Source organism: Streptomyces sp. NPDC002386 (assembly GCF_053593175.1).
In genome coordinates, this window is record NZ_JBSFBX010000009.1 from 147,892 (window position 1) to 171,540 (window position 23,649).

Genomic DNA, 23,649 nt, shown 5'->3' on the forward strand with positions numbered 1-23,649 from the left:
GTTGAGGGGCGCAGGATCCCGTGCGCATCGCCAGGTTCTCCATCGACGGGAACGTTGCCTTCGGCGCGGTCGAGGGCGACAAGGAGGACGAACTCGTCCTCGACATCATCAAGGGCATCCCGTTCGCGGACCACGAGCTGTCCGGTACGAAGGTGCCGCTCAGCAAGGTCAGGCTGCTCCCCCCGGTGCTCCCCAACAAGGTCGTGGCGTTCGGCCGCAACTACGCGGAGCACGCGCGCGAGCTGGGCAACGAGGTGCCCGACGCCCCCTTCGCCTTCTTCAAGCCCTCCACCTCGGTGATCGGCCCCGGCGACGAGATCCGGTACCCGTCCTTCTCGCAGGAACTGCACCACGAGGCCGAGCTGGCCGTCGTCATCGGGCGCATGTGCCGCGAGGTCCCGCGCGAGCGCGTCAAGGACGTCATCCTCGGCTACACCTGCGCCAACGACGTCACCGCACGGGACGTGCAGCGGCGCGAGAAGCAGTGGGCGCGGGCCAAGGGCTTCGACTCCTCCTGCCCGCTCGGCCCCTGGGTGGAGACGGACCTGGACCTGGAGCGCGCCAACGACCTCACCGTCCAGCTCACCGTCAACGGCGAGCAGCGCCAGCTCGGCCGTACGAGCGAGATGATCCACCCCATCGAGGACCTGATCGTCAACATCTCCGAGGCCATGACCCTGCTCCCCGGCGACGTCATCCTCACCGGCACCCCCGCGGGGGTCGGCCCCCTGAACGTCGGCGACGAGGTCGCCGTCACCATCGAAGGCATCGGCACTCTCACCAACAAGGTTGTCAAGCGTGGCTAGCGCATCCGGCTCACCCGTACGCGTCCGTTTCTGCCCCTCGCCCACCGGTAACCCCCACGTGGGCCTGGTCCGCACCGCCCTGTTCAACTGGGCGTTCGCCCGGCACCACCAGGGCACCCTGGTCTTCCGCATCGAGGACACCGACGCGGCCCGCGACTCCGAGGAGTCCTACAACCAGCTGCTCGACGCGATGCGCTGGCTGGGCTTCGACTGGGACGAGGGCCCCGAGATCGGCGGCCCGCACGCGCCGTACCGCCAGTCGCAGCGCATGGACCTCTACAAGGACGTCGCCCAGAAGCTCCTGGACGCCGGCCACGCCTACCACTGCTACTGCTCCCAGGAGGAGCTGGACACCCGCCGCGAGGCGGCGCGCGCCGCGGGCAAGCCGTCCGGCTACGACGGGCACTGCCGCGACCTGGGCGAGGCGGAGGTGGAGGAGTACAGGGCCCAGGGCCGCAGCCCGATCGTCCGCTTCCGCATGCCGGACGAGGCGATCACCTTCGACGACCTGGTCCGCGGCGAGATCACGTACCTCCCGGAGAACGTGCCGGACTACGGCATCGTGCGCGCCAACGGCGCCCCGCTGTACACGCTGGTGAACCCGGTTGACGACGCCCTGATGGAGATCACCCACGTCCTGCGCGGCGAGGACCTGCTCTCCTCCACCCCGCGCCAGATCGCCCTGTACAAGGCGCTGACCGAGCTGGGCATCGCCAAGGAGACCCCGGCCTTCGGCCACCTGCCGTACGTCATGGGCGAGGGCAACAAGAAGCTCTCCAAGCGCGACCCGCAGTCCTCGCTCAACCTCTACCGCGAGCGCGGCTTCCTGCCCGAGGGCCTGCTCAACTACCTCTCGCTGCTGGGCTGGTCGCTCTCGGCCGACCAGGACATCTTCTCGGTCGAGGAGATGGTCGCGGCCTTCGACATCGCGGACGTGAACCCCAACCCGGCGCGCTTCGACCTGAAGAAGTGCGAGGCCATCAACGCCGACCACATCCGGATGCTGGAGGTCAAGGACTTCACCGAGCGCTGCCGCCCGTGGCTGAAGGCCCCGGCCGCCCCGTGGGCGCCGGAGGACTTCGACGAGGCGAAGTGGCAGGCGATCGCGCCGCACGCGCAGACCCGGCTGAAGGTCCTGTCCGAGATCACCGACAACGTCGACTTCCTCTTCCTCGCCGAGCCGGTCTTCGACGAGGCGTCCTGGACGAAGGCGATGAAGGAGGGCTCCGACGCCCTCCTGCGCACGGCGCGGGAGAAGCTGGAGACGGCCGACTGGACCTCGGCCGAGTCCCTGAAGGAGGCGGTCCTGGCCGCCGGCGAGGCGCACGGCCTCAAGCTCGGCAAGGCCCAGGCCCCGGTCCGCGTCGCCGTCACCGGCCGCACGGTCGGCCTGCCCCTCTTCGAGTCCCTGGAGGTCCTGGGCAAGGAGAGGACGCTGGCCCGGATCGACGCGGCGCTGGCGAGGCTCGCGGCGTAACGAGCGCCACACACCGAGGGCGGCATCCGGTACACCCGGGTGCCGCCCTTCGCCGTACCCCGCCCCGGTCCGCGCACCGGGCGCGTCCCGTACCCGGACACGACGGCCGTTCGCCGGTTACGGTCGGGGCATGAGCATTCGCGCCGTGGTCTGGGACGTCGACGACACCCTCTTCGACTACACCACCGCCGACCGCGAGGGCATGCGCGCCCACCTGGTGGCCGAAGGGCTCCTCGCCGGGTACGGATCGCCGGAGGAGGCGCTCGCGCGCTGGCGGGAGATCACCGACGCCCAGTGGGGCCGCTTCGCCGCCGGCGAGGTCGACTTCGTCACACAGCGGCGTGACCGCGCCCGGGTCTTCCTGGACCGGCCGGACCTGACGGACGCCGAGGCCGACGACTGGTTCCAGCGGTACGTGCGGCACTACGAGGCCGCCTGGTCCCTGTTCCCGGACGTCCTGCCGGTGCTCGACGCCCTGGCCGCCAGCCACCGGCACGCGGTGCTGTCCAACTCCAGCCTGACCGTCCAGGAGCGCAAGCTGCGCCTGCTCGGTGTGCGGGACCGCTTCGAGGCCCTGCTGTGCGCCGCCGAGCTGGGCGTCTCCAAGCCCCGGCCCGGCGCCTTCCTGGCCGCCTGCGACGCGCTCTCGCTCGCCCCGCACGAGGTCGCGTACGTCGGGGACCACCCGGAGATCGACGGACGGGGCGCCGCCGACGCCGGGCTGCTGTCGGTCTGGATCGACCGCGGCGGCGCCTACGCGACGCTGGAGCCGCCCACCGGACCGCACCGCATCGCCTCCCTCTCCGAACTGCCCGGGCTCCTCGGCGCGGATAGTCGTTTTGGAGCCCCGTCCACCTTCGGGTAATGTTCTTCCTGCGCCGCCGGAGAGCGGGCCGAAAGGCCGGTAACCGGGGGAGCGAACTAGAACGAGAACCCTTCAGGGGCTTGAGTTCCAGTGGCCTATGGTGTAATTGGCAGCACGACTGATTCTGGTTCAGTTAGTCTTGGTTCGAGTCCAGGTAGGCCAGCTCGCAGAGCTCATCTGCGCCGCGGATCACATCCGCAAGCCCCCGTTGTGTAGCGGCCTAGCACGCTGCCCTCTCAAGGCAGTAGCGCCGGTTCGAATCCGGTCGGGGGTACAGATCCTTCCCGCGAGGAGAGTTCGGGTAGCTCCCGCTCACCTCGATGCAGGATCGCTAGGGCCCCCGTTGTGTAGCGGCCTAGCACGCCGCCCTCTCAAGGCGGTAGCGCCGGTTCGAATCCGGTCGGGGGTACTGACTGGTCTAAACCATCATTGGTCTATGGTGTAATTGGCAGCACGACTGATTCTGGTTCAGTTAGTCTTGGTTCGAGTCCAGGTAGACCAGCTCGGACCTGCGGAAACGCAGTGTCCACGCCCCCGTTGTGTAGCGGCCTAGCACGCCGCCCTCTCAAGGCGGTAGCGCCGGTTCGAATCCGGTCGGGGGTACATCGGAAGGCCCTTCGCTTCGGCGGAGGGCCTTCGCCGTTCCCGGCGCCGGCTACTCGAAGCCGTACCGCCGCGCCGTCTCCTCCTCCTGCGCCAGCCGGTGCAGCGCCTGCAGCACCGGCTCGTTGAGGATCGCCCCGAGCACGGCGAACTCGATCCGCTCCGCCTCCGAGGGGTGCGTCTCCATGTTGTCCAGGTCGAGGACGGCCGTCCGGTGCATCAACTCGGCGTACGGCGCGAGCTGTTCGGCCCCCCAGCCGTAGCCGATCCGGCGGAACGCCGCCACCGCCAGCACCAGTGAGCGGTACGCGGGGGAGATGGTCGTCAGCCGCTTGGCGTTCTCCCAGCCGAGCCGGTCGAGGAGCGTGGCGACCTCCTCGTGCGCGGCCCGGACGGCCTCGTCCTCCTCGTCCGGGTCCGGCACCTGCGGCAGCGACCACATCGCCGCTCCCAGGCGGATCGTGCGGCCGAGGGAGTCGTCGTCCACGTGCCCGAGCACCTCGCGCACCTTCGCCACCGGCACCCGGCCCACCTGGATCATCGCCCGCACCAGCCGCAGCCGGCGCAGGTGCTCCTCGTCGTACTCGGCCGTCCTGGCGTTGACCTGGCGGCCCGGCGGCAACAGCCCTTCGCGCAGGTAGTACTTGATCGTCGCCGTGGACACACCGCTGCGCTCGCTGAGTTCCGCAAGCCGCATCTCTTGCGCCTTTCCTAGGGGAGTGCCACTATCCAACCATCGGCAGAAGGATAGTGACGCTATCCGATGAGGGGGACCGGCATGTTCGCAAAGCCCGTGCGGGGCTACACGACCGCGGCGGCCGACGGTGATGTGGTGGTGCTGCTCATCGGCATGCGGATCAACCACTTCCGGGCGGTGCACCAGTGGCTCCCGGTCATGCTGTCGATGATCCGCATGCTGGGGGAGCTCGCGCGGGACCCGGGCCGGGGGCTGCTGGGGCACGTCCTGCTGACGGCCTCGCCGCGGACGTACTACGTCGTCCAGTACTGGGAGTCCAAGGAGAAGCTGTACGCCTACGCGGCCTCGCCGGACATGTTCCACCACCGGGCCTGGACGGCCGTCAACCGCAAGCAGCGCCAGGGCAGGGCGCGCGGGCACGTGGGCCTGTGGCACGAGACGTACATCGCGCCCGAGGGCTCCCGTGAGTCCATCTACTTCGACATGCCGCCCTTCGGTCTCGCGAAGGCGCACGGCCAGGTGCCGGTGGAGCGGCGCGGGCGCTCCGCCGGGGACCGGTTCGCGCACCGCTCGCAGCGGGCGCCGGAGCCGGGGAAGGCCGTCTGACCGGGGGGACCGGGGGGACGGGGGACCGGAGAGGGCTCGCCGCGGCGTTGGGGCGGGCCCTCTCCGGTGTGACGTTCCCGGGCGTCCGGCCTCAGCCCGAGCGGCGCAGCGCCTCGGAGAGGCGGCCCGCGGCGTCGATGACCGCCTGGGCGTGTATACGGCCCGGGTGGCGGGTGAGGCGCTCGATCGGGCCGGAGACGGACACCGCCGCCACCACGCGGTTGGAGGGGCCGCGCACGGGCGCGGAGACGGACGCCACGCCCGGCTCGCGCTCGCCGATAGACTGGGCCCAGCCGCGCCGGCGGACGCCCGACAGGGCCGTCGCCGTGAAACGGGCGCCCTGCAGACCGCGGTGCAGCCGCTCCGGTTCCTCCCAGGCCATCAGGATCTGGGCGGACGAGCCGGCCTTCATGGTCAGCGTGGAGCCGACCGGGACCGTGTCCCGCAGGCCGGACAGGCGCTCCGCCGCGGCCACGCAGATCCGCATGTCACCCTGGCGCCGGTAGAGCTGCGCGCTCTCGCCGGTGACGTCGCGGAGGTGGGTGAGCACGGGGCCCGCCGTGGCGAGCAGGCGGTCCTCGCCGGCCGCCGCCGCCAGTTCCGCGAGGCGCGGGCCGAGGATGAACCTGCCCTGCATGTCGCGTGCCACCATGCGGTGGTGTTCCAGGGCCACGGCCAGGCGGTGGGCCGTGGGTCGTGCCAGTCCGGTGGCGCCGACCAGACCCGCGAGGGTGGCCGGACCGGACTCCAGAGCGCTCAGGACGAGGGCCGCCTTGTCCAGAACGCCGACGCCGCTACTGTTGTCCATGCAACGATACTCGCGTCTCACTCTGTGAAACGCAAGTTCAATTTTCCGTGGAACGCGCCACCCTGGAATCACACAGCGGCCCGTGCACCACAGGGCCCGGCGGCGGACGTCCGAGAACCCGGGGCGCGGGCGCCGTCTCCCCAAGATCTCTAGTTGGGCCGGTGGACGTTCGCCGGCCGGAGGGAAAGCGATGGGTAGGACACTCGCGGAGAAGGTCTGGGACGACCACGTCGTCCGGCGCGCCGAGGGCGAGCCCGACCTCCTCTACATCGATCTGCACCTGCTGCACGAGGTGACCAGCCCGCAGGCCTTCGACGGGCTGCGCAAGAGTGGTCGCCAGGTGCGCCGCCTCGACCTCACCATCGCGACCGAGGACCACAACACCCCGACCCTCGACATCGACAAGCCCATCGCCGACCCGGTCTCCCGCGCCCAGCTGGAGACGCTGCGCAAGAACTGCGCCGAGTTCGGGGTACGGCTGCACCCGCTGGGCGACGTCGAGCAGGGCGTCGTGCACGTGGTCGGCCCCCAGCTGGGCCTGACCCAGCCGGGCACCACCGTGGTCTGCGGCGACTCCCACACCTCGACGCACGGCGCGTTCGGCGCGCTGGCGTTCGGCATCGGCACCTCCCAGGTGGAGCACGTGCTGGCCACCCAGACGCTGCCGATGGCCCGCCCGAAGACCATGGCCATCACCGTCGAGGGCGAGCTGCCCGAGGGCGTCACCGCCAAGGACCTGATCCTCGCGATCATCGCGCGGATCGGCACCGGCGGCGGCCAGGGCTACGTCCTGGAGTACCGCGGCTCCGCCATCGAGAAGCTCTCGATGGAGGCCCGGATGACCATCTGCAACATGTCGATCGAGGCCGGTGCCCGCGCGGGCATGATCGCCCCGGACGAGACCACCTTCGAGTACCTCAAGGGCCGTCCGCACGCCCCCGAGGACGCCGACTGGGACGCCGCGGTCGAGTACTGGAAGACCCTGCGCACCGACGAGGACGCGGTCTTCGACGCCGAGGTCGTCATCGCCGCCGACGAGCTGTCGCCGTTCGTCACCTGGGGCACCAACCCCGGCCAGGGCGCGCCGCTTTCGGCGTCCGTCCCCGACCCTGCTTCGTACGAAGACGCTTCGGAGCGCCTCGCCGCCGAAAAGGCCCTGGAGTACATGGGGTTGGCGGCCGGACAGCCGCTGCGCTCCATCGACGTGGACACCGTCTTCGTAGGCTCCTGCACCAACGGACGCATCGAGGACCTGCGGGCCGCCGCCGACCTGCTGCGTGGCCGCAAAGTCGCCGACGGCGTACGGATGCTGGTCGTCCCCGGGTCCGCCCGGGTCGGTCTGCAGGCCGTCTCCGAGGGACTGGACGTGGTCTTCAAGGAGGCCGGCGCCGAATGGCGGCACGCGGGCTGCTCGATGTGTCTCGGCATGAACCCCGACCAGCTGGCCCCGGGTGAGCGCTCCGCGTCCACCTCCAACCGCAACTTCGAGGGCCGGCAGGGCAAGGGCGGCCGCACCCACCTGGTGTCGCCGCAGGTCGCTGCGGCCACCGCGGTCCTGGGCCACCTGGCCTCGCCCGCCGATCTGACCGACGACCGCACGCCCGCTGGAGCCCGATAACCATGGAAGCCTTCACCACTCACACCGGCCGGGCCGTCCCGCTGCGCCGCAGCAACGTCGACACCGACCAGATCATCCCCGCCCACTGGCTCAAGAAGGTGACCCGGGACGGCTTCGAGGACGGGCTGTTCGAGGCCTGGCGCAAGGACCCCGAGTTCGTGCTCAACCGCCCCGAGCGGCAGGGCGCGTCCGTCCTGGTCGCCGGTCCCGACTTCGGCACCGGCTCCTCCCGGGAGCACGCCGTCTGGGCGCTGCAGAACTACGGCTTCAAGACCGTGATCTCCTCCCGCTTCGCGGACATCTTCCGGGGCAACTCGCTGAAGAACGGCCTGCTCACGGTGGTGCTCGACCAGAAGGTCGTGGACGCGCTGTGGGCGCTGACCGAGGCGGACCCGCAGGCCGAGATCACCGTCGACCTGCAGTCCCGCGAGGTGCGCGCCGAGGGTGTCACCGCCCCCTTCGAGCTGGACGAGAACTCCCGCTGGCGGCTGCTGAACGGGCTGGACGACATCTCCATCACCCTGCGGAACGAGACCGACATCGCCGACTACGAGGGCAAGCGGCCCGCCTACAAGCCGCGCACCCTGCAGGCCTGACCCGACAGGCCCCGGCAGGTCGACTTTCGGCCACCCCAACACACCCGCCGTACCCCCGATCGCCACGATTGGGGGTACGGCCATGTCTGCACCCGAACGGCCCCGCCCCGCTCTCCGGGCGCCCGTAACTTCCCACGTTAGAGGGGTGGTTGGCCGGGTAGGCGGCCTGCGGGGCCGGCGTCCGCGCGGGCACCGACAGGACTGTCCGGCGCGGCAGTTGCACCCTGCGCAGGCGACAACTCGCCCCAGATGGCACAATCTGTGCATGGAACACGACGGCCAACTCGAGCTCTATACGGCGGTCGCGGACCAACTCAAGGAAGCGCACTCAAGGGTGCGCGCACTGCAAGTCCCGGAGGGCGTACGGATGGCGCTGACCCGGAAGCTGCTGGTCATTACGGCCGCGGCCAAGCACGATCTCGCCGCCGCGGCAAGGCGACTGGAGCGGTTCAACGCGGACCTCGACGAGGGGCGGATCCCCGAAGAGGGCCGCTGACCGGTCCGGCACAGCCGATTCCGCTGCGGCACAAGGGTGATAAGCCCGTTTCGTGTTTGATTTGCGGTATATATCTGCCTAACGTGCGAAAAAGCTTGAACACTTTCGTTCTGGCGATGTCTCCGAAGGGGAAGACGTGAACAAGGCGCAGCTCGTAGAAGCGATTGCCGACAAGATGGGCGGCCGCCAGCAGGCCGCCGAGGCTGTCGATCATGTCCTGGACGCCATCGTCCGCGCGGTCGTCGCGGGCGAGCGGGTCTCGGTCACCGGCTTCGGGTCCTTCGAGAAGGTGGACCGGCCCGCCCGCTACGCCCGTAACCCCCAGACGGGCGAGCGGGTTCGCGTCAAGAAGACCTCCGTGCCGCGCTTCCGCGCCGGCCAGGGCTTCAAGGACCTGGTGAGCGGCTCGAAGAAGCTGCCGCGGGGCGGCGAGGTCTCGGTGAAGAAGGCGCCCAAGGGCAGCCTGACCGGCGGCGCTTCCGCCACGGTCAAGAAGGCCGCCGCGAAGAAGACGACCAAGGCCGCCGCGGCGAAGAAGGCCACCGCCAAGAAGGCGGCACCGGCGAAGAAGACCACCGCCGCCGCGAAGAAGGCCACGGCGAAGAAGACCACCGCCAAGAAGACCACGGCGACCGCCAAGACCGCCGCGGCGAAGAAGACCACCGCGAAGAAGGCGACGGCCAAGAAGGCCCCGGCCAAGAAGGTCACCGCCAAGAAGGCCCCGGCCAAGAAGTCGACGGCCCGCAAGACCACCGCCAAGAAGGCCACCGCCCGCAAGTCCTCCTGAGGTCACCAGGGCACTCACGCGCCGGGCCGGACTCCCCTCGGGAGCCCGGCCCGCGGCGTGTGTGCGGCCATGGTCAACGGCCCTAGAACGTCTGCAGGGTCACCAGGGTGATCCGTACGGCCGCGCCCTCGCGCTCCGCCTCGATCCGCACCCGCTGCCCGGGCCGCAGCAGCCGCAGTCCGCCCGCGTCGAACGCCGCCGCGTCGAAGGGCACGGGGGTCCCGTCGTCGAGCAGCACCTGCCCGCTGCGGGTGCCGGGGTCGTACGTGTACGCGGTCGCCTGCATGACGGCCAGCGTAGTGCCTTCGGCCGTTCGCCGCCGGGGCGCGTCACACCGCCGGGCGCCGGCCCGCCGGGCCTGATCGCGCTGTTGTCCGCGCCCTTCGGGAGCGTTCGTCAGGAGCCGGGAATCAGCAACCCCGCGGACACCGTCGCCGTGTACGGCCCCACCCCGAGCGCCAGCGCCGCCCGCAGGTCCTCACCGGTGTCCACGTCCTGCCGTACGGAATTCACGTCCGCGAGCCCGAGTTCCGCGGCGCCCGACGCCCGGTGCCGGGCCCTGGAATCGGTACCGAATGCCGGCCGCAACGGCCGCCCGGGTGCCGCGCTCAGCAGAGTCGTGCCCACCGCGGCCGCGTCCGCGAGAAAGGCACGCGGGAATTCGGCCGCCGCATCCAGCACCCGGGACAATTCCATTGGGCGCAGCGCCGGGAGATCCGCGTTCAGCGCCGCCACCGCGGCGGCCGGGCGCGATTCCCGTACGGCGGCCGCCCCGTGCCCGAGCGCGGCGTTCAGCCCGCTGCCCGGCGCGTCCGGGACGATCCGGGCGCCGAGCGCCGCCAACGTCCGGCCGGCCAGCGCGTCGTCCGTGACGACCACCACATCCGCGACCGCGGTGGCGGCCAGCGCCGCGGCCACCGTGTCCTGCGCGAACGCCAGCGCCAGCCCGGGGCGCACCCCGTCCCCGGCGGTGTCCGAGAGCCTGCTCTTGGCCCGCGCCAGAGGCTTCAGGGGGATGACCAAGGTCCACTGCACCGGCGTACCGTCCCTCTCTTGTCGCGCTCATTGTCACCCGGCCGCGTCCGGCCGTGCGGGGCACCGGCGGGGACGCGACGCTCCCGGCAGGGCGGTGGCCGGGGACGGGCGGGCGTACGGTGTTCTCGACAGACCGGCGGCCTGGGGCGACACTTGTGCGGCCCCCCGGCCGAGGTGCCGAGGTGACAGCCCTTAGAGGCCTAGAGGAAGGTGTCCGCGTGCCCCGCCGCCAAATCGGGTTCTGGTACCGCTTCGCTGCGGTCCTCTGCAAACCGCCGCTGGTGGTTCTGATCAAGCGGGACTGGCGCGGAATGGAGCACATTCCGGCCGAGGGCGGCTTTATCACCGCGGTGAACCACAATTCACACGTGGACCCCTTCGCGTACGCGCACTATCAGTACAACACCGGACGGGTTCCGCGATTCCTGGCGAAGAGCGGCCTTTTCAAGAAGGGATTCGTCGGCGCCGCCATGCGCGGCACCGGGCAGATCCCCGTCTACCGCGAGAGCACGGACGCGCTCAGCGCGTTCCGGGCCGCGATCGACGCCGTGGAGCGCGGCGAGTGCGTCGCCTTCTACCCCGAGGGCACCCTCACCCGCGACCCCGACGGCTGGCCCATGACCGCCAAGACCGGCGCGGCCCGCGTGGCCCTGCAGACCAGGTGCCCGGTGATCCCCGTCGCCCAGTGGGGCTGCAACGAACTGCTGCCGCCCTACGCCAAGAAGCCCCACCTCCTGCCGCGCAAGACGCACCAGGTCCTGGCGGGCCCGCCCGTGGACCTCTCGCGCTTCTACGACAAGGAGATGACCGCCGACCTCCTGAAGGAGGCCACCGAGGTCATCATGGCGGCCGTCACCCGCCTCCTCGAGGAGATCCGCGGCGAGAAGGCGCCCGAGACCCCCTACGACCCGCGCCAGGAGCGGATCGAGCAGCGCCGCAGGACCGCAGCGCAGGCCGCGCGGGCGACGGCCGGCGGCCCGGAGGCCGCGGAGGCGGGCCGGGAGGTCTCACGGACCGGTACCGAGGAGGAGAGCGGCAAGTGAGCAGGACCGTCCGCGCCGCAGTCATGGGCACCGGCTCGTGGGGCACCGCCTTCGGCATGGTGCTCGCCGACGCCGGCTGCGAGGTGACCCTGTGGGCCCGCCGTCCGGAATTGGCCGAGGCGGTCAACTCCACCCGCACCAACCCCGACTACCTGCCCGGCGTCGAACTCCCGCGCAGTCTCAGGGCCACCGCCGACGCCGCCGAGGCGCTGCGCGACGCGGACTTCACCGTCCTCGCCGTGCCGTCCCAGACGCTGCGCGCCAACCTCGCCGAGTGGACCCCGCTGCTCGCGCCGGGCACCGTGCTCGTCTCCCTGATGAAGGGCGTCGAGCTCGGCTCCACCATGCGGATGAGCGAGGTGATCGACGACGTCGCCAAGGTCGGCGCCGACCGCATCGCCGTCGTCACCGGACCCAACCTGGCCCGGGAGATCGCCGCCCGCATGCCCGCCGCGGCCGTCGTGGCCTGCACCGACGAGGCCGTCGCCCGGCGGCTCCAGGCCGCCTCCCACACGCCGTACTTCCGGCCGTACACCAACACCGACGTGGTCGGCTGCGAACTCGGCGGCGCGGTCAAGAACGTCATCGGTCTCGCGGTCGGCATCGCCGACGGCATGGGCCTCGGCGACAACGCCAAGGGCTCGCTCATCACCCGCGGCCTCGCCGAGACCACCCGGCTCGGCATGGCGCTCGGCGCGGACCCGCTGACCTTCTCCGGACTCGCGGGCCTCGGCGACCTGGTGGCCACCTGCTCCTCGCCGCTGTCCCGCAACCACACCTTCGGCACCAACCTCGGCAAGGGCATGACCCTCGAGCAGACCATCGCGGTCACCAAGCAGACCGCCGAGGGCGTCAAGTCCTGCGAGTCGGTGGCTGATCTGGCCCGCCGGCACGGTGTGGAGATGCCGATCACCGAGACGGTCGTGGACATCGTGCACGAGGGCAAGCCGCCGGTGGTCGCCCTCAAGGAGCTGATGTCGCGCAGCGCCAAGCCCGAGCGGCGCTGAACCCCGCCCCACGCGGCGCCGGGCGGGGGCCGGTCCGGCGCCCCACGCGGCCCCCGCGCGACGCTGAGCGACCGTCCGTGCGACGCTGAGCGACCGCGCCGGAGCGGCCGCTGACTTGGGGGATACCAACGGGTACTCTCAACGCGATATGAGCACCGAGAACCTCCCCCAGAGCCCTGACCAGCCGTCCCGCAAGCCGCGCGTGGCCGTCGTGTTCGGCGGGCGCAGCTCCGAACACGGGATCTCCGTGGTCACCGCGGGCGCCGTCCTCAAGGCCATCGACCGGACGAAGTACGACGTCCTGCCGATCGGCATCACCGCGGACGGCCGTTGGGCGCTCACGGCCGACGAGCCGGACCGCATGGCCATCACCGACCGCCGCACCCCGAGCGTGGCGGAGCTGGCCGAGTCGGCCGAGGGCGGCGTGGTGCTCCCCGTCGACCCCGCGAACCGCGAGGTCGTCTACAGCGAGCCCGGCTCGGTGCCCAAGGCCCTCGGCGAGGTCGACGTCGTCTTCCCGGTGCTGCACGGCCCGTACGGGGAGGACGGCACCCTCCAGGGCCTCCTGGAGCTGTCCGGAGTGCCGTACGTCGGCTCGGGCGTGCTCGCCTCGGCCGTCGGCCAGGACAAGGAGTACATGAAGCGGGTGTTCACCTCCTTCGGGCTCAAGGTCGGCCCGTACCTGGTGATCCGCCCCCGCGAGTGGGAGCAGGACGAGTCCGCGGCCCGCAAGCGGATCGTCGACTTCGCCGGCGAGCACGGCTGGCCGCTGTTCGTGAAGCCCGCGCGCGCGGGTTCCTCCATCGGCATCACCAAGGTCGACGACCTCTCCGGCCTGGACGAGGCGATCGCCGAGGCCCAGTCGCACGACCCGAAGATCCTGATCGAGGCCGCCGTGCGCGGCCGCGAGATCGAGTGCGGCGTCCTGGAGTTCGAGGACGGGCCGCGCGCCTCGGTGCCGGCCGAGATCCCGCCGCCGGACGCGCACGCGTACTACGACTTCGAGGCCAAGTACATCGACTCCACGCCCGGCATCGTCCCGGCCCCGCTCACCGACGAGGAGACCGCCGAGGTGCGGCGGCTCGCGGTCGAGGCGTTCGAGGCGGCCTCCTGCGAGGGCCTGGTCCGCGCCGACTTCTTCCTCGACGAGGACGGCGAGTTCGTGATCAACGAGATCAACACCATGCCCGGTTTCACGCCGATCTCGATGTACCCGCAGATGTGGCAGGCCACCGGGATCGGTTACCCGGAGCTGGTGGACCGGCTGGTGCAGGCGGCCCTGCGCCGCTCGACCGGACTGCGCTGACCCCGCACGCTCACCGCATGGAGGCGATCCCCTCGGGGATCGCCTTCTTCACGGCTGCGGCCAGCTCGGTGAGCACCGAGGCGCCCTCGTCCTGCGCCGACATCCCGCCGGGCAGGCTCACCTGCGCGTAGGCCACGCGGTTCGCCGTGGTGAACCGCCAGGTGCCGTCGCCCTGCTTCTCCATCAGCCAGCCGACACCGTTCACCTCGCCCGCGACGGCGTCCGGGTCGTCGCCCCGGGCCACCTCGGGATCGACCATCTTCGGCGGCCGCACGACACCGCAGCGCAGTATGATCGCCGGGCTTCCCCAGCCCGCCGTGTAGGCGGACCGGGGTTCGGGGTCGTGACGGCTCCGTCCGTCGAGCTTCCCGGGCAGCGCCCGGTGCAGGTCCCGGCAGACCTCGGCCGTCTTCGCGTCGGGGGTGGGAACCGCGACCGTGGCGCTGTCGTCTGCTGTGGAGCAGCCCGCGACCGCGATCAGCAGCGCGGGCGCGAGCAGGCCGAACGGCCGGTGACGGAAGAAGTTCACCGGCCAAGCGTAGACGGGGGCTACAGATGGACGACCGGGCAGGTCAGGGTGCGGGTGATGCCGTCCACTTGCTGGACCTTGGCGACCACCATGCGGCCGAGCTCGTCGACCGTGTCGGACTGGGCGCGCACGATGACGTCGTACGGTCCCGTGACGTCCTCGGCCTGGATCACTCCAGGGATCTTGCCGATCGTCTCGGCGACGGTCGACGCCTTGCCGACCTCCGTCTGGATCAGGATGTACGCCTGTACCACGGAACCTCCAGGGCGGCCACGAGGATCATGTGGGGAAAAGGAACGCCACGGTATCGCGTCGCCGCTCCCCGCGGGGAGACCCGCGGGGACCGGGCTTGCGCGCCAGGGGTGCAGGCACGACAGAAGTTGACGGTCACCTCGACGGTATCGGGGAGACTGATGACGCGCGACCGGGCACGCAGAGGCACAGAAGGGGCTTGAGGCAATGAAGGGCACAGTGGGTGAGTTGGGTGAGTTCGGGCTCATCCGGGAGCTGACCTCCCGTCTCACCACGACCCCGGTGGTCCGGGTCGGCCCCGGTGACGACGCCGCGGTGGTCGCCGCGCCCGACCGCCGGGTGGTGGCGAGCACCGACATCCTGCTGGAGGGACGGCACTTCCGCCGCGACTGGTCCACGGCGTACGACGTCGGGCGCAAGGCCGCGGCGCAGAACCTCGCGGACATCGCCGCGATGGGCGCCGTACCGACCGCGCTGCTGCTCGGCCTGGTCGTCCCGGCCGAACTCCCGGTCACCTGGCCGACCGAGCTGATGGACGGGCTGCGCGACGAGTGCCAGGTCGCCGGAGCCGCGGTCGTGGGCGGGGACGTGGTCCGCGGGGACACCATCATGGTGTCGATCACCGCGCTCGGCGACCTGCGCAACCAGGAGCCGGTGACCCGCGCCGGCGCCCAGCCCGGCGACCTCGTGGCCGTCACGGGCTGGCTTGGCTGGTCCGCGGCCGGCTACGCGGTGCTCTCCCGTGGCTTCCGCTCGCCGCGCGCCTTCGTGGAGGCCCACCGGCGCCCCGAACCGCCGTACCACGCGGGTCCGGCCGCCGCCGCGCTCGGTGCCACCGCGATGTGCGACGTCAGCGACGGACTGATCGCCGACCTCGGACACATCGCCGAGGCCAGCAAGGTGCGCATCGACATCCGGTCCGGCGCGATCGACATCCCGACGCAGATGAACGACATCGGGCAGGCCGTCGGCGTCGACCCGCTGCAGTGGGTGCTGACCGGGGGAGAGGACCACGCGATCGTGGCCACGTTCCCGCCGGACGCCAAGCTCCCGGCCCGCTGGAAGGTGATCGGCGAGGTCCTCAACCCCTCGGCGCTGCCCCAGGTGACCGTCGACGGGGCCCCGTGGACCAGCAAGGGCGGCTGGGACCACTTCGGGGACATCGAGTCGTGATCCCCCGGGTACTCACGGTCGCCGGGTCCGACTCCGGCGGCGGCGCGGGCGTGCAGGCCGACCTGAAGACGATGCTGGCGCACGGCGTGCACGGGATGAGCGTGATCACGGCGGTGACCGCGCAGAACTCGCTGGGCGTGCAGGGCGCCTGGGAGCTGCCGGTGGAGGCCGTACGGGCCCAGTACCGCAGCGTGGTCGACGACATCGGCGTGGGTGCCGTGAAGACCGGGATGCTCGCCTCGGCCGAACTGGTCGAGGCGGTCGCCGAATTGATCTCCGAGACCGACGCACCGGCCGTGGTGGACCCGGTGGGTGTCTCCAAGCACGGCGATCCGCTGCTGGCCGCCTCCGCCCTGGACTCGGTCCGGGGCCGGCTGCTGCCGGTGGCGACCGTGGCCACGCCCAACCTCGACGAGGTGACCCAACTCACGGGGGTCCGGGTCGAGTCCGAGGGCGATCTGCGCCGGGCCGCGGCGGCCGTCCTCGAGTACGGGCCGCGCTGGGCGCTGATCAAGGGCGGTCATCTGTCCGGCGACGCCGTGGACCTGCTCACGGACGGCTCGCGGGAGCACTGGCTGCGGGCCCCGCGCCACGACAACCGGCACACGCACGGCACGGGCTGCACGCTCGCCTCGGCCGTCGCGGCGGGGCTGGCGAAGGGCCTGACCGTGCCGGAGGCGGTGACCCGGGCCAAGGAGTACGTGACCGGGGCGATCGCCGCCGGGTTCGCGCTGGGCGCGGGGATCGGACCGGTGGACCACGGGTGGCGGTTCCGGTCACCGAAGTGATCTTGCCGCCGCGGGAGACGGGAACGCGGGAGACGCCGAACGCGGGTACGGCAAAAAGCCGGCCCACCCAGAGGTGGACCGGCTCAGTGCGGCGGACCGGACGGTGGCCGCGCGCTCAGCTAAGCGTCAGCGCGAGACCTTGCCGGCCTTGATGCACGAGGTGCAGGCGTTCACGCGCTTCGGCGTCCCGCCGACCACGGTACGCACACGCTGGATGTTCGGGTTCCAGCGGCGGGACGTACGGCGGTGCGAGTGCGAGATGTTGTTGCCGAAGCCCGGCCCCTTGCCGCAGACGTCGCAGTTGGCAGCCACGGGTCACTCCAAAGACTTCAGATGCACTTACGGTTGATCCCGGCATGCCGGGATCGAGATCCTAGGATCCGAGACCTTGAGTGGCGTTGCCAGGGGGAATGGCCCGATCGAGATCGGGCAACCGGAGCAGCATACAACGGCTGCGTCCGTACCGCGAAACTACCACGGCAGCTCGGGGGCCCGTTCCCGGCCCTCTACCGGAGGCCACCGCTTTGGGGTCTACGCTGCGTCCACGTCCAAGCAGCTCAGGGAGGCGCAGGTGGCGCAGGTGCCGCAGACACTGGACGCTCTCGCGGTGCGCTCCTGGTGCGGTCTGGCGCTGAGCGCGCTCGGGCGGGCGCGCGAGGAGATCGACGCGATCAACGTCTATCCCGTGGCCGACGGGGACACCGGGACCAATCTGTACCTGACCGTCGAATCGGCCGCCACCGCCGTGGAGGCCGTGTTCGCCGGGTACGGGACCGGGGCCGGGGAGCCCTCCCTCGCGGACGCCGCGCGCGCGATGGCCCACGGGGCGCTCATCGGGGCCCGGGGCAACTCCGGCACGATCCTCGCCCAGCTCCTGCGGGGCATGGCCCAGGTGCTCGCCGGGGGAGAGACGGGGGAGGCGTCCCACTGCGACGGCGCCGGACTGCGCCTGGCCCTGCGGCACGCCGCCGACTCCGCCCGCCTGGCCGTGGCCCACCCCGTCGAGGGCACCGTGCTCACCGTCGCCGCGGCCGCCGCGGCCGCCGCCGAGAAGGCGGAGGGCGACTGCGCGGCGGTCGCCCGGGCCGCCTACGAGGGCGCCGGCCTGGCACTGGCCGGGACCCCGGAGCAGCTCGCCGTGCTGCGGCGGGCCGGAGTGGTCGACGCGGGCGGCCGGGGGCTGGTCACGGTGCTCGGCGCCCTGGTGGAGGCGTGCACGGGCGAAGCGGTCAACGAACTCTCCAGGGCGCGGGAGACCGCCCGCGAGACCGCGGCGGCCGTCGCCGGGGCGCACGCGCGCGTGGCGGCCGTCTCCGGCACGGACAACTGCGTCGAAGGCGACGACGGCCCCGCCTACGAGGTGATCTACCTCCTGGAGGCCGAAGACGAGGCCGTGGCGCGGCTGCGCGCGCGGCTCGACGCCCTCGGGGACTCCCTCGTCGTGGTCGGCGGCGACGGACTGTGGAACGTGCACGTCCACGTCGACGACGCGGGTGCCGCCGTGGAGGCGGGCGTCGAAGCGGGCCGGCCGTACCGGATCCGGATCACCCACTTCGGGGCCGGCGACGTGCACACCGGCGGCGAGCGGCCGCCGCGCGAACGCGTCCAGCGGGCGGTCGTGGCCGTCGTGCCCGGCGAGGGACTGGCCGGGCTGTACACCGAGGCCGGCGCGACCACCGTGCTCGCCCGCCCCGGGGAGCCGCCCGCCAGCGGGGAGCTGGTGCAGGCCGTACGGCGTGCCCACGCGCGCGAGGTGGTGCTGCTGCCCAACGACGCCGAACTGCGCCACACCGCCGCCGCGGCCGCCGAGCAGGCCCGTACCGAGGGCATCCGGGTCGCCCTGATCCCGACCCGCTCCGCGGTCCAGGGCATCGCCGCGCTCGCCGTGCACGAACCCGGACGCCGGTTCGACGAGGACGTCGTCCAGATGACCTCGGCGGCGGGCGCCACCCGGTACGCCGAGGTCCTCGTCGCCGAACACCGGTCCTGGACGTCGGCCGGCATCTGCCAGGCCGGGGACGTGCTGGGCCTGATCGACGGCGACGTGGCGGTGATCGGGCCCGACCTCACCGCCACCGCCGAGACCCTCCTGGACCGCATGCTCCGGGCGGGCGGCGAACTGGTCACCCTCGTCGTCGGCGACGAGGCCCCCGAGTCCGTCGCCACCCACCTGGAGACCCACGTCCGCGAGTCCTACCTGGCGGTGGACACGCTGGTCTACCGGGGCGGCCGCCAGGGATCCCCGCTGCTCATCGGCGTGGAGTGACCCCGGTGCCCTTGGTGCCGTGAGCCGCCCGCTCAGTGGTCCGGCAGGGCGCCCAGCAGCTCCTCGGCCTCGGCCCGGCGGGAGCGGGCCGTGTCGTCCGGCGTACCGGCGCCCTCGTACGCCGCGAGGACACCGCGCGCGCGTGCCGCCGCCTCCGCCGGACGGCCGAGGCCCGCCTCCAGCCGGCCGGCGGCGAGCTCGGCACCGGTGCGGCCGTGCAGCCCCTCCGCGCCGAGCGCGCCGAACAGCTCGGCCGCGCGGTCCATCCGGGCCAGCGCCGCCTCGAAGGCCTCCTCGGCGTCCTGCTCCCCGTCCTCGGAGCCCCCGGCCGACCGGGCCAGCAGATCACCGAACTGACGGTGCGTGTTCGCCAGTTCCGCGGTGAGCCGGTCCCGGACCGCCGGCTCCGCCGCCGCCAGGGCCCGCTCGCACTCGCGCACCGCCTCCGCCATCAGCGCCCGCGCCCCGTCCGCCGGCCCCTCGCCGCGCAGCGCCAGCCAGGCACGGGCGCGCACCGAGCGCACCAGGAAGTACGGGTTGCCGAGCCCGCGCCACAGCTCGCCCGCGCGCGCGTAGGCGCGGTCCGCGTCCTCGAGCAGCCCCGCGTCGCCCAGCGACTCCGCGGCGAGATGCGCGAGCGTGGCGTGGTCCTGCTGCTCGGGCCAGTGCCGGGCGATCCCGGCGGCCCGCAGCCGCCGTTCCGCCGCCTCCCGGTGCTCGCCCAGCTCGCTCAGGCAGTCCCCGAGCCACCACAGCGCCTGGACGACGGCCCCTTCGCCGTGCGTCTCGGCGGTCAGGTCGGGCAGCGCCGACTCCAGCACCTCGGCGGCCTCCGCGCACCGCCCCTCACGCAGCAGGAAGCCGCCGAGCTGGTGGCGCGCCCACGCGCCCAGCGTGCCGCTCTCGCCCGCCTCGTCGGCCCAGTGCGCGGCCTCCAGCGCGTGCTCCGCGGCCTCCCCGGTCCCGCCCCGGCCGCCGATCACCTCGGCGAGCTGGAGATGGAGCTGGGCCCTTCCGGCCGGCTCCACGTAGGGGCCGCCGTGCTCCAGCGCCGACCGCAGCGCCCGCTCGGTCCCGGCCGCGTCGCCGAGCCCGTGGGCCAGCCCGGCCGCCTCGACCTCGTACTCCAGCGCGAACCAGGGCAGACCGGCCGCCACGTACTCGGCGGCGGCCAGCGCGTAGCCCTCGGCGGCCCGCTCCGCGTCCCCGGTGAGCGCGGCCAGCCCGGCGAGCATCCCGCTCGCCTCGGCGGCCCGGGCGGCCAGCCGTACGTCGCCGTCCGCGCGCCCGTCGACGAGCGCCCGCACCTCCCGCACGGCCTGTCCGGCCTCCGCGAGCGCCGCCTCCGCGCCGTCACCCGTGCCGCCGTCGCCCGCGCGCTCGTGCAGCCGCCGCACGAGGATCCGCGCCCGGCTCATCAGCACCGCCGCCGTCTGCCGTACTCCGGTGCCCTCCGCGGCGTACAGCGCGAGCACCTCGTCGCGGAGCGCGGCGACCGCCGTCACCGCGGCGTCCGTCTCGCCCGCCAGCGCCCGCGCGTACGCACCGCGCGCGCGTGCCGCCAGCGCCTCGCCGAGGTCGCCCGCCTCCGCGTACAGCGCGGCGGCCCGCTCGAACAGGGGGGCGCCCTCGGGGCCGCGTTCCATCGCCTCGTGGTCGGCGATCTCCGCCCGGTCGCGCGGGTCCAGCCCGGTCCCCTCGGCGGCCCGCGCGACCGCGGCCCACGCCTCCGGCGCGTGCGGCCGCAGCGTGTCCGACAGCCGGCGCGCCTCGGCCAGCAGGGCCGCCAGGCCCGACTCGCCGGAAGCGGCGGCCGCCTCGGGCGCCTCGGGCGCGGCCGGCGCGACCACCGCCGCCGGCCGGGCGCGCACGGTGCGCACCCCGAGCGGCAGCCGCTCCGCCAGCGGCTCCTGGGCCATCCGCGCGCGGACGCGGTCGCCGACGTACGAGGTGCCGTTGCGCGCGTCGAACCGCGCCGCCAACTCCAGCGCCTCCGCACGCGCGTGGGCGGCCAGTTCCGCCGCGGTCGGGGACCGGCCGGCCGGTCCCGGCACCCGCTGCCCGCCCAGACCGAGGACGGTCAGCCGGTCCATCAGCAGCGCCACCACGGCCAGGAAGTCCAGCCGGCTGCGCGGATGCCCGGTGTCCGTGAAGTACGCAGGCCGCTCGGCCAGCAGTTCCAGACCGCGCGCCTCGTTCCCGGTCAGGGCGCAGAACTCCACGTGGTCGGCGTAGGCGCCGCGCATGCTCTCCATGGGGCGCACCAGTCGGAACCCGCGCAGATGGTGGGCACGGGCCTCCTCGGTCCGGCCCAGCCGCAGCAGCGGCGCCAGCGAGGAGGCCAGCACGGTGTGCGGCTCGTGGGCGCAGCTGTACTCGCCCTCCAGAACCGGCCGCCACAGCCGCAGCGCCTCCGCGTCCTCGCCGCACTCGACCTGCCAGGTGCCCTGGCCGTGCAGCTCGCAGGCGTGGCAGTCGGCCATCCGGTCCCGGTCCGCGGCCAGCCAGGCCGCGTACGCCCGCCCGGCCCGGCCGAGGTCGCCGATGTGCGCGGCCACGCTGAACTCGGCGGCGCGCACGGCTCGTTCGGAGTGCCCGGCGAGCCGGTAGCGGTGCTCCATCTCGGCGAGCCACTTCTCGACCGAGGCCAGCGGGACGTGCGGCTGGTCCAGCATGCCCGCCGACATCCACTTGAAGACCCAGTGCAGCGAGTGCGTCTCGTACTCGTCGAAGTCCTCGGGCCGTTCGTCCCACATGCGCAGCAGCCGCGCGAACGGGACGAACATCTTGTCCTTCTCGGAGCTGTAGTTGTAGACCTTCAGCTGGTGCCCGAGCGCCTCGATCACGGCGAGCGGGACGTCCAGCCGCTCGGCCTCGGCGAGCAACTGCTCCGCGCGCGCGTTGCGGGCCGGTCCCTCCGGCAGGCCGGAGTTCTCCGCCATCGCCCGGCGCAGTGCGTCGAAGTCCGTGATCTCGCCCATCAGTGACCGTTCTCCCCGTGTGTGGCCCACTCCAGCAGACCGATGAACGCCCGGTTGAGCAGCGCCGAGTCCGCCGGCCTGAGCGGGCGCTGTGCCATCAGCAGCGCCTGCCCGTACAGGGACTCGGTGGCGGTGCCGATCAGCTCCGGGTCGCGCAGCGCCGCGATCCGCCGGATCAGCGGGTTGAGGTGGTTGAGCACCAGCCGCGCGCGCGGTGCGCCGCCGCGCAGCGAGCCCAGGATGCCCGCCCACAGGTCGTCGGCCCGCTCCTCGGCCTCGGCCCGGGCCTGTTCGTGCCGGGCGGCCCGGTCGTCCAGGTGCAGCGCGGGCACCGACAGCGGGTGGAACGCGCGCAGGACGACGTCACAGCCCAGCGGGTCGAGCTTCGCCCGCGCGGCCGCCAGGAAGCCGGACAGCGCCAGCTCCTCCGCCGGATCCACCGCGTCCAGATGGGCGGTCACCGTGTCCGCGTCCAGTTCGGCGACCACCGTGCCCGGCCGCACCGAGGGCAGCGCCTCCACCAGTTCGCTGTCGTAGGTGTAACCGCCGTTGACCACCCCGACGCCCTGCGCGGAGGCGATCGGCGCGACCTGCCGGTACTCCTCGACCGTCCGCGTGAAGTGCACCACCGGGTGCCGCTGTGCGAACTCCTCCAGGGAGAGCCGGCCGTCGGAGGTCTCGAACGGCAGCCACGGCAGCATCGTGCGGAGCATCTCCGCGTCGTGCCGGGCCAGGGACTTCACGCCCAGGTGGTGCACGGCGAGGAACGCCGCCAGCCGCTCCGGGTCGCCGGCCGCCAGTCCGGTCAGCCAGGACCTGATCCGCTCGCCCAGGGCCTCCCGCACGGCCGCCAGCGTCTCGTCCTCGTACAGCGCCTCGCGCGAGGCCGTGGGCCGCAGGCTGTCGGTGTCCAGCACACAGCGCACGAAGAACGCCCAGTCCGGCAGGAGCTGTTCGGCCCGCTCGGTGAGCAGCATGCCCTTCAGGTGCACGCGGTGCGTGGCCCGTTGCGCCGGGCTGACCGCCGACGGCAGCACGTACGCCACCCCGCGGATCCCGGCGACCGGCACGTCCAGGCCGATCGAGTCCAGCGGGGTGAACCCGAACAGCTCGTGGCAGTGCCGGGCCAGCGCCACCCTCCGGGCGGCCGGAGAGGGGTACGGGCGGTCCCAGGGCGCCGGCAGGTCGGTGACCGCCTCCCCGTCCACCCGGACGTCGTACGGCAGCAGCGAACCGAAGTCCCGGGCCAGGGCGCGGACCCGCTCGGGCGACAGCCACTCCGCGGCACCGGCCCGCGCCACCAGGTGCACGGTGGTACCCGGCTCGGGACGCTCCGCGTCCGGCAGCGTGCGCACCGAGTACGAGCCGTCGTCACGGGCCGTCCACTCCACCGGCGGCGCCCCGGGCGTACGGGCGCTGCGGCTGACCACCCGGATCCGCTCGGCGACCACGAAACAGGCCAGCAGGCCGATGCCGAACTGCCCGAGGAAGTCGGACCGGGCCTCCTGCACGCCCTCCGCCCGCTTCGAGCTGCGGCCGATGGTCGCCAGCAGGCTGTGCACGTCCGGCTCGGTGAGCCCGACGCCGGTGTCCTCCACCCGCAGCGTCCCGTCCGCCGCGTACAGCCGCACCCGCGCCGGAGCGCCGGGATCCTCGGCCCGCCGTGCCGTGACGGCGTCCACCGCGTTCTGCAGCAGTTCGCGCAGATAGACCTTGGGACTGGAGTAGAGGTGATGGGAGAGCAGGTCCACCAGACCGCGCAGGTCGACCTGGAACGTGTGGGGTGACTGGGATGCCTGGGATGACTGTGAGGTCTGGGAGTCCATCGTCGCAGCGCCGGCGGGGGGAGCGTGCGTTCGGCGCGGGGTCGGGCGGTCCCGGGTGGGGCGGTGACCGCGGGGGATGGCCGG

23 protein-coding genes and 5 tRNA genes are annotated in these 23,649 nt (G+C 72.7%); 19 read left to right on the forward strand and 9 right to left on the reverse strand.

Features of this window, described 5'->3' with window-relative positions; genetic code table 11:
* Positions 1-20: 20 nt before the first annotated feature.
* The 8 genes from ACWCPN_RS19675 (at position 21) to ACWCPN_RS19710 (ending at position 3,751) form a co-directional block, all read left to right on the forward strand.
* Positions 21-806 (forward strand): fumarylacetoacetate hydrolase family protein, encoded by a 786-nt coding sequence (locus ACWCPN_RS19675; protein ID WP_365130101.1) that lies wholly within the window; start codon positions 21-23, stop codon positions 804-806.
* Positions 799-2,283: a glutamate--tRNA ligase gene (gene gltX, locus ACWCPN_RS19680; RefSeq protein WP_451207665.1), complete on the forward strand. Its 1,485-nt coding sequence runs from the start codon at positions 799-801 to the stop codon at positions 2,281-2,283. Before ACWCPN_RS19675 ends, gltX begins: the two co-directional genes overlap by 8 nt.
* Before the next feature lie 130 nt (positions 2,284-2,413).
* Positions 2,414-3,148: an HAD family hydrolase gene (locus ACWCPN_RS19685; protein WP_451207668.1), complete on the forward strand. Its 735-nt coding sequence runs from the start codon at positions 2,414-2,416 to the stop codon at positions 3,146-3,148.
* A 91-nt stretch (positions 3,149-3,239) separates the two neighbouring features.
* Positions 3,240-3,311 (forward strand) — tRNA-Gln (locus ACWCPN_RS19690).
* 38 nt (positions 3,312-3,349) lie between these two features.
* Positions 3,350-3,422: transfer RNA gene (locus ACWCPN_RS19695), tRNA-Glu, on the forward strand.
* Between the two features lie 62 nt (positions 3,423-3,484).
* Positions 3,485-3,557 (forward strand) — tRNA-Glu (locus tag ACWCPN_RS19700).
* 21 nt (positions 3,558-3,578) lie between these two features.
* A tRNA-Gln gene (locus tag ACWCPN_RS19705) sits at positions 3,579-3,650 on the forward strand.
* 28 nt (positions 3,651-3,678) lie between these two features.
* A tRNA-Glu gene (locus tag ACWCPN_RS19710) sits at positions 3,679-3,751 on the forward strand.
* A 52-nt stretch (positions 3,752-3,803) separates the two neighbouring features.
* On the opposite strand, the gene ACWCPN_RS19715 is transcribed toward ACWCPN_RS19710, so the two are convergent.
* Positions 3,804-4,448, reverse strand: a complete 645-nt coding sequence (locus ACWCPN_RS19715) for a MerR family transcriptional regulator (protein ID WP_451207671.1) — start codon at positions 4,446-4,448, stop codon at positions 3,804-3,806.
* Between the two features lie 81 nt (positions 4,449-4,529).
* Here ACWCPN_RS19715 and ACWCPN_RS19720 point away from each other — a divergent pair, with 81 nt between their 5' ends.
* A complete protein-coding gene (locus ACWCPN_RS19720; protein ID WP_451207674.1) occupies positions 4,530-5,054 on the forward strand; it encodes a DUF4188 domain-containing protein in 525 nt (174 codons plus the stop codon).
* A 91-nt stretch (positions 5,055-5,145) separates the two neighbouring features.
* Here the strand turns inward: ACWCPN_RS19720 and ndgR are convergent, their stop codons facing one another.
* Complete coding sequence (ndgR, locus tag ACWCPN_RS19725; RefSeq protein ID WP_451207677.1) at positions 5,146-5,862, reverse strand: IclR family transcriptional regulator NdgR; 717 nt, start codon at positions 5,860-5,862, stop codon at positions 5,146-5,148.
* A 190-nt stretch (positions 5,863-6,052) separates the two neighbouring features.
* Between ndgR and leuC the strand changes: the two genes are divergently transcribed.
* The 4 genes from leuC to ACWCPN_RS19745 all read left to right on the forward strand — a co-directional run bounded on the left by leuC (position 6,053) and on the right by ACWCPN_RS19745 (position 9,359).
* Positions 6,053-7,480 carry a 3-isopropylmalate dehydratase large subunit gene (leuC, locus tag ACWCPN_RS19730; RefSeq protein WP_451207680.1) on the forward strand — a complete coding sequence of 476 codons (1,428 nt, stop codon included), beginning with the start codon at positions 6,053-6,055 and terminating at the stop codon, positions 7,478-7,480.
* A 2-nt stretch (positions 7,481-7,482) separates the two neighbouring features.
* Positions 7,483-8,076, forward strand: coding sequence for a 3-isopropylmalate dehydratase small subunit (gene leuD, locus ACWCPN_RS19735; protein WP_451207683.1), 594 nt, complete (start codon positions 7,483-7,485; stop codon positions 8,074-8,076).
* A gap of 265 nt (positions 8,077-8,341) precedes the next feature.
* Complete coding sequence (locus ACWCPN_RS19740; RefSeq protein ID WP_451207686.1) at positions 8,342-8,572, forward strand: SCO5555 family protein; 231 nt, start codon at positions 8,342-8,344, stop codon at positions 8,570-8,572.
* Between the two features lie 136 nt (positions 8,573-8,708).
* Entirely contained in the window at positions 8,709-9,359 is a 651-nt protein-coding gene (locus ACWCPN_RS19745; protein ID WP_451207689.1) for an HU family DNA-binding protein, read from the forward strand.
* Positions 9,360-9,441: 82 nt separating this feature from the next.
* Here the strand turns inward: ACWCPN_RS19745 and ACWCPN_RS19750 are convergent, their stop codons facing one another.
* Positions 9,442-9,645, reverse strand: coding sequence for a hypothetical protein (locus tag ACWCPN_RS19750; RefSeq protein ID WP_199212151.1), 204 nt, complete (start codon positions 9,643-9,645; stop codon positions 9,442-9,444).
* A 110-nt stretch (positions 9,646-9,755) separates the two neighbouring features.
* Entirely contained in the window at positions 9,756-10,394 is a 639-nt protein-coding gene (gene cofC, locus ACWCPN_RS19755) for a 2-phospho-L-lactate guanylyltransferase (RefSeq protein ID WP_451207693.1), read from the reverse strand.
* A 218-nt stretch (positions 10,395-10,612) separates the two neighbouring features.
* Here cofC and ACWCPN_RS19760 point away from each other — a divergent pair, with 218 nt between their 5' ends.
* The 3 genes from ACWCPN_RS19760 to ACWCPN_RS19770 all read left to right on the forward strand — a co-directional run bounded on the left by ACWCPN_RS19760 (position 10,613) and on the right by ACWCPN_RS19770 (position 13,750).
* The gene (locus tag ACWCPN_RS19760) at positions 10,613-11,437 is read left to right on the forward strand and encodes a lysophospholipid acyltransferase family protein (protein ID WP_392295134.1); all 825 of its coding nucleotides are present in this window, start codon (positions 10,613-10,615) and stop codon (positions 11,435-11,437) included.
* Positions 11,434-12,444, forward strand: a complete 1,011-nt coding sequence (locus ACWCPN_RS19765) for an NAD(P)H-dependent glycerol-3-phosphate dehydrogenase (protein ID WP_451207696.1) — start codon at positions 11,434-11,436, stop codon at positions 12,442-12,444. Before ACWCPN_RS19760 ends, ACWCPN_RS19765 begins: the two co-directional genes overlap by 4 nt.
* A gap of 148 nt (positions 12,445-12,592) precedes the next feature.
* A complete protein-coding gene (locus ACWCPN_RS19770) occupies positions 12,593-13,750 on the forward strand; it encodes a D-alanine--D-alanine ligase family protein (RefSeq protein ID WP_199212154.1) in 1,158 nt (385 codons plus the stop codon).
* A 10-nt stretch (positions 13,751-13,760) separates the two neighbouring features.
* On the opposite strand, the gene ACWCPN_RS19775 is transcribed toward ACWCPN_RS19770, so the two are convergent.
* Together ACWCPN_RS19775 and ACWCPN_RS19780 are read right to left on the reverse strand one after the other, a co-directional pair.
* Entirely contained in the window at positions 13,761-14,279 is a 519-nt protein-coding gene (locus ACWCPN_RS19775; RefSeq protein WP_451207699.1) for a DUF3515 domain-containing protein, read from the reverse strand.
* Between the two features lie 20 nt (positions 14,280-14,299).
* Positions 14,300-14,533 (reverse strand): Lrp/AsnC family transcriptional regulator, encoded by a 234-nt coding sequence (locus tag ACWCPN_RS19780; protein WP_143635949.1) that lies wholly within the window; start codon positions 14,531-14,533, stop codon positions 14,300-14,302.
* Positions 14,534-14,738: 205 nt separating this feature from the next.
* Between ACWCPN_RS19780 and ACWCPN_RS19785 the strand changes: the two genes are divergently transcribed.
* Together ACWCPN_RS19785 and thiD are read left to right on the forward strand one after the other, a co-directional pair.
* A complete protein-coding gene (locus ACWCPN_RS19785) occupies positions 14,739-15,704 on the forward strand; it encodes a thiamine-phosphate kinase (protein WP_199212156.1) in 966 nt (321 codons plus the stop codon).
* Positions 15,701-16,492 (forward strand): bifunctional hydroxymethylpyrimidine kinase/phosphomethylpyrimidine kinase, encoded by a 792-nt coding sequence (gene thiD / locus ACWCPN_RS19790; RefSeq protein ID WP_451207703.1) that lies wholly within the window; start codon positions 15,701-15,703, stop codon positions 16,490-16,492. Before ACWCPN_RS19785 ends, thiD begins: the two co-directional genes overlap by 4 nt.
* A gap of 126 nt (positions 16,493-16,618) precedes the next feature.
* Here the strand turns inward: thiD and rpmB are convergent, their stop codons facing one another.
* A complete protein-coding gene (gene rpmB / locus ACWCPN_RS19795) occupies positions 16,619-16,804 on the reverse strand; it encodes a 50S ribosomal protein L28 (RefSeq protein ID WP_003993230.1) in 186 nt (61 codons plus the stop codon).
* Between the two features lie 259 nt (positions 16,805-17,063).
* Between rpmB and ACWCPN_RS19800 the strand changes: the two genes are divergently transcribed.
* Positions 17,064-18,758, forward strand: coding sequence for a DAK2 domain-containing protein (locus tag ACWCPN_RS19800; protein ID WP_451207706.1), 1,695 nt, complete (start codon positions 17,064-17,066; stop codon positions 18,756-18,758).
* A gap of 32 nt (positions 18,759-18,790) precedes the next feature.
* Here the strand turns inward: ACWCPN_RS19800 and ACWCPN_RS19805 are convergent, their stop codons facing one another.
* Together ACWCPN_RS19805 and ACWCPN_RS19810 are read right to left on the reverse strand one after the other, a co-directional pair.
* Positions 18,791-21,739 carry a tetratricopeptide repeat protein gene (locus ACWCPN_RS19805; protein ID WP_451207708.1) on the reverse strand — a complete coding sequence of 983 codons (2,949 nt, stop codon included), beginning with the start codon at positions 21,737-21,739 and terminating at the stop codon, positions 18,791-18,793.
* Entirely contained in the window at positions 21,739-23,565 is a 1,827-nt protein-coding gene (locus ACWCPN_RS19810; RefSeq protein WP_451207711.1) for an HSP90 family protein, read from the reverse strand. The genes ACWCPN_RS19805 and ACWCPN_RS19810 overlap by 1 nt, the downstream gene beginning before the upstream one ends.
* Between the last annotated feature and the right edge of the window lie 84 nt (positions 23,566-23,649).

Coding starts and splice junctions, on each gene's coding strand:
- ACWCPN_RS19685 (WP_451207668.1), top strand. CDS start 2,414: ATGAGCATTCGCGCCGTGGTCTGGGACGTCGACGACACCCTCTTCGAC.
- ACWCPN_RS19715 (WP_451207671.1), bottom strand. CDS start 4,448: ATGCGGCTTGCGGAACTCAGCGAGCGCAGCGGTGTGTCCACGGCGACG.
- ACWCPN_RS19720 (WP_451207674.1), top strand. CDS start 4,530: ATGTTCGCAAAGCCCGTGCGGGGCTACACGACCGCGGCGGCCGACGGT.
- ndgR (WP_451207677.1), bottom strand. CDS start 5,862: ATGGACAACAGTAGCGGCGTCGGCGTTCTGGACAAGGCGGCCCTCGTC.
- leuC (WP_451207680.1), top strand. CDS start 6,053: ATGGGTAGGACACTCGCGGAGAAGGTCTGGGACGACCACGTCGTCCGG.
- leuD (WP_451207683.1), top strand. CDS start 7,483: ATGGAAGCCTTCACCACTCACACCGGCCGGGCCGTCCCGCTGCGCCGC.
- ACWCPN_RS19740 (WP_451207686.1), top strand. CDS start 8,342: ATGGAACACGACGGCCAACTCGAGCTCTATACGGCGGTCGCGGACCAA.
- ACWCPN_RS19750 (WP_199212151.1), bottom strand. CDS start 9,645: ATGCAGGCGACCGCGTACACGTACGACCCCGGCACCCGCAGCGGGCAG.
- ACWCPN_RS19770 (WP_199212154.1), top strand. CDS start 12,593: ATGAGCACCGAGAACCTCCCCCAGAGCCCTGACCAGCCGTCCCGCAAG.
- ACWCPN_RS19785 (WP_199212156.1), top strand. CDS start 14,739: ATGAAGGGCACAGTGGGTGAGTTGGGTGAGTTCGGGCTCATCCGGGAG.
- ACWCPN_RS19805 (WP_451207708.1), bottom strand. CDS start 21,739: ATGGGCGAGATCACGGACTTCGACGCACTGCGCCGGGCGATGGCGGAG.
- ACWCPN_RS19810 (WP_451207711.1), bottom strand. CDS start 23,565: ATGGACTCCCAGACCTCACAGTCATCCCAGGCATCCCAGTCACCCCAC.